Raw genomic sequence first — 4,294 nt, 5'->3', positions numbered from 1 at the left:
GGAATGAGTTTAGTGGCGTATTCGATTCGAAAGAATGAGCATGAAGAGCCGTATGAGCTGAGAGGTTCACGTACGGTTCTGTGAGAGGTTTAGGGGTGAGAGTCCCCTTTACCTACTCGATATTTTAATATCCAAAGATATATTTAAAACCTGAAAAAATGTTTTGACCTATATTAATAGCAACTAATATTAAGCTAGCAAATATTAGTATTAGAATCAGGAATCTTGAAAAAGTTTTTGAAGAAGCAAACCTTCCAAAAATTTCCCAGAATATAGCTTTTTCACTGATCTTCGTAAGGTTTAGATCTTGTACATCTCCTTTGTAAATTGGCATTCCTAGTGAATATAATTGGTTATCTTTTTCAAAATAAATTAAGGTTTGGTAATCATCGACAATAGGTTCATTTAATTGAATTTCTTTTTTGCTTTCGATTTCCAGTAAGTTTTTTGTAGATAATCTCTCAAAAAACTTTTGGAACAATTTAGTATTATTTATAACTAAAGCTGATTCCCAAATTATCCATCTAGGGTCATGATCGTGATTTTGATAATCTGTAAATGTTGGATATTTTCTAATAAAAGTTGGGCAGCAGAATAGATAAATGATCCAAGCAATTAAGAAGAGGATAGATGCGATCCATAAAAGTTCCCATGAAAATGGTAATTCTAAATTAATAATTAATGAGGAAGGTGAATTACCTAATTTAATGCTGTTCCCATTTTCGGCAAGTAAAACGGCAAATAAAGGAACTATTGCAAACCAAAGCATAAAGTATCGAAAAACATTCATCTGAAAATACTTTCGATACCACTGCCAATGTGTGCTCGTATTATTCATTAAGTTTTTATAAATTTTCATCATAGTTATGATTTACTCTTTTGCCATTCATAAATTTTCATGCCATTCTCATCTAACTCATTCTGATATTTTATATTATAAAATCGTGTTGGGTTGAAAGGAGATCTAAGATTTTGCCACCTTTCAATTATATAATCTTCAACTCGGTTATAAGAGTTCGCATTTTTAATAATACGAGAATCAGAATTTATATGTTGGTCTAAAGATCCTGTTGGTTTCCACATATCTTTAATTAATGAAAATCTGATTGATTTTCCCTCAGATGCTTTAATTGCATATCCAATTTGGAATTTATTCCAATTTTCAAAACCATGAAAAAGATCAGCTCCGCTGCAACAACATTTAGAATCCGATAAATATTGTAAATCATTATCAGCAACTCCAAGCGTAATATCATAGTTAGATAATGCTTCCTTTACACGGTTTATATTTATTAGCTTATAGTCAGAAGGAAGAACTAATTCTCTTCCGTCAACAAGAGCATTATTTTTCTTATAATAGTCATAAATGTCAAATTCAAGTGATTTAGATAACCTTCTCCAAAGTGGGTTTTGATTTTCAACAGGAAGTTTCAAATGCTCAAATCCTATGTGTCTAATTCCACAACTTGCAACTCTTTTTACAAAGATACTTGGACTTTCGCTTAGATAAGGAATAAATGGCTGCCAGCGGATTGTTGCAATGATATTGTTTAGTGACATAACTTCAATTGTCTTGAGCAGGTCAGATGGACTTGTAGAATATGGTTCAGAAATTTGTGAATTTTCATCTATTGTAGTAGATAGTGAAAATTGGATAATACAATTTGGGTTACTTTTAATAACATCTAAATATTTTGGTGAACTAATAAGAGTAGATTTAGTGCTAATGATAGTTGGATATTTTATGCGGGACAAGAATTTAAGTATCTTCCAACTAATTCCCATCTCTTTTTCAATCGGCTGAAAAGGGTCGCTCATACCACCAAAATGTAATGGCATTTTCCTTCTTATGTATTGGCTGATAATACTTGTCTGTTTTTCATTTGTTAATGCATTTTTAAATTTTTTAATTATTCTATCTGGATTTGCAGGACGTAATTTTTTCGTATGGTTATAACCTCCCCTCAAACGTGCAAAACAATAGGTGCAATTAAAAGCACATCCTGAATATGTATCTAATCTGAACGGTAAACCACAAAAACTAAACTGACTTGTGACACCCATTGGATATTTGTATTCTTTCATTTCATGATTTTCTTGCCCATAACGTGATAGCTGTAACCGTCGTGGCGTCAGCGATAGCAGCCATGACGTGTTAAAGCGTGTTAGGCATCGTTCATCATAACTTTCATAATTGTTACCAAAAATCTTAGATATTTGATCTCACATTATTTTTCAGTCTAATTATATTATCTTTTCTTTTCTCCAAGAATTTCTCTTGAACATCCAAAGGGATTGAGAAAGCTTTCGAAATCTCTTCCTTGCTGTACATTAATTGTGATTTGTGTAATTCATATGCCATGCTAATCAAATTAGGTTTATCGATAGTTACACGAACTGATTCTCTTTTTCGTTCTCCCCTTCTACTCATTTCAATACAAAAGTATTTATACCTGTCATCGTCTATACATCCAAGGTCCTTTGCTCTCCTCATAATCGAAGCCATAGATGTTAGCCAATAACGTTTTAGTGAAGCGAGTTCGCTCAATTTTAAATTATAAAGACTGCCTTTAATGGCTTTAGCAGGCATCAAAAACTCTGAAGCAAATCTATTGGCTTCGAGCTCTTTATCTCTAAAACTTGAAATTAAGAAGGCTGAGTGCATCAGTACATGACCTAGTTCATGAGCAATTGTGAATCTTTTGCGGTCATTATCAAAGTTTGCATTAGTAACTATGACCGGCAATCCATTTGTGGTAAGAATTGCTGCACCATCAAACTTTTCATCAGCATCCATTTCCGCAATTAAAATTCCACTTTTTTCAACTACTGTATTGATATCGTGAATGGGTTCATCGGGAGGAATTTTCATGACACGCCTAGCATAATTAGCAATTTTCTCTGGAGAAAAGCCATCATCAAGATCTTTGAGTTCATAATTAAACTCTGGCCAATCAATAGATTCACTTAAGTTATCGATAATAAAAGCGATCATCTTGATATTGCTGTCAATTTCTCGCTGCGTTTTTTTTGTAATTACGGATTTCTTTCGATAGTCAACATTTTCCAAATCTAAATTGATTTTCTTTTGAAAAAATTCGACTGGAAAATTTAAAAATTTAATTATTCGTTGGAGAACTTCATCTGATATATAAGTTTCGAACCCTTTTTCAAACTTAGATAAATTAGATTGGGATAAGCCCTTGATTTGAGTTGCGAGATCTGATTGACTATATCTTCTGAATTCCCTTGCGAATGTTAATTGGTTTGGTCTAATATTCATATGGGAGACAGTTTTTACTTACAATACAAAATGAGGAAGTGTCATTCCTTTTATACTATCCGGTTGTCTTAGTTTCAGAAGCGTGCTTAACAGCTTTTACTTTAGCTATAGCTGGAGAAACGCTTTTCAAACTACTAGACTGAACAAATTGTGTTGACACATCATAAGCATCAATAGTCCACTTCATTCTTCCTTCGTCAATATAAACTATTTTTGGATCACTTAATCTACCCAATTTGTCCTTACGATAACCAAAAAATAATAATGGTTCGTACTTAAATGTATTATCATTAAAAAGAGATAGTGAATGCTGATTATTTATTGCCATACTTAAACCAGTTGGAATATTCATCGGCCTATTCTTGCTATCTAATTTTTTAAACAAGATCTGATACCCCCTAATACGAAGGGTAAATCTTTTGTATTTTCCAAACCGCCACTTGTCAGGAAAAAATTCCTGAATTGCTTGGATCATCTTACTATTCAAAAGCATTGCTTCATGTCCTCTACATCTGGCAATCGGAGGCGTTAGCACAATCTCAGTGTTATATAAGTCCTTTGCTCTTTCAAAGGCTTGGAATAAGATTGGCAGTTCCGCTTTTAAATCGTGTTTGCATTCCTGCAAACTAACTAATCGTCTCTTGTAGACATTCTCAATAGAAATTAGTACCTTTGTACTCATATTCAAAAAATTATATTAAAAAATAAGGAATTGACACTTCCTAAGGTATTTCTACGCCAATAGAAATACCTTTTTATTTGCAGCAAATATATATAATAACTCGATAGAATTGTATCTTATTTTATATAATTTTTGGAAATAATTGTATTGAGCTTTTTTTCTTGTTTAAGATACGAGAATCGTATGCGGCAAAATGATGCCTAACGGCCAGCGGCATCCAGAGTGCGACCGATAGGGAGCATTATGTGATGACGCATGTTAGTGGTAGGCACTTCTTTCCTCACAGTTGGCTAAGATATTCTAAGGGTGTTAATATTCCTAATTTACTT

4 protein-coding genes are annotated in these 4,294 nt (G+C 32.9%); all 4 read right to left on the bottom strand.

The window, feature by feature from the left end:
• Nucleotides 1-124 precede the first annotated feature (124 nt).
• Nucleotides 125-859, bottom strand: a complete 735-nt coding sequence (locus tag L2567_RS20555) for a hypothetical protein (protein WP_235299744.1) — start codon at nt 857-859, stop codon at nt 125-127.
• 5 nt (nt 860-864) lie between these two features.
• Nucleotides 865-2,085 (bottom strand): radical SAM family protein, encoded by a 1,221-nt coding sequence (locus L2567_RS20550; protein WP_235299743.1) that lies wholly within the window; start codon nt 2,083-2,085, stop codon nt 865-867.
• A gap of 124 nt (nt 2,086-2,209) precedes the next feature.
• Nucleotides 2,210-3,283 carry a helix-turn-helix domain-containing protein gene (locus L2567_RS20545; RefSeq protein WP_235299742.1) on the bottom strand — a complete coding sequence of 358 codons (1,074 nt, stop codon included), beginning with the start codon at nt 3,281-3,283 and terminating at the stop codon, nt 2,210-2,212.
• Nucleotides 3,284-3,338: 55 nt separating this feature from the next.
• Nucleotides 3,339-3,965 carry a hypothetical protein gene (locus L2567_RS20540; RefSeq protein WP_235299741.1) on the bottom strand — a complete coding sequence of 209 codons (627 nt, stop codon included), beginning with the start codon at nt 3,963-3,965 and terminating at the stop codon, nt 3,339-3,341.
• Between the last annotated feature and the right edge of the window lie 329 nt (nt 3,966-4,294).

The organism is Portibacter marinus (assembly GCF_021533195.1).
GTDB lineage: Bacteria > Bacteroidota > Bacteroidia > Chitinophagales > Saprospiraceae > Portibacter > Portibacter marinus.
Note: the sequence above shows the minus strand (reverse complement) of the source record. Positions and strands in the feature narration are given on the sequence as shown.

What these genes read in the sequence shown, in the direction of transcription:
- L2567_RS20555 (WP_235299744.1), bottom strand. Translation starts at nt 859, where the DNA reads ATGAAAATTTATAAAAACTTAATGAATAATACGAGCACACATTGGCAG.
- L2567_RS20550 (WP_235299743.1), bottom strand. Translation starts at nt 2,085, where the DNA reads ATGAAAGAATACAAATATCCAATGGGTGTCACAAGTCAGTTTAGTTTT.
- L2567_RS20545 (WP_235299742.1), bottom strand. Translation starts at nt 3,283, where the DNA reads ATGAATATTAGACCAAACCAATTAACATTCGCAAGGGAATTCAGAAGA.
- L2567_RS20540 (WP_235299741.1), bottom strand. Translation starts at nt 3,965, where the DNA reads ATGAGTACAAAGGTACTAATTTCTATTGAGAATGTCTACAAGAGACGA.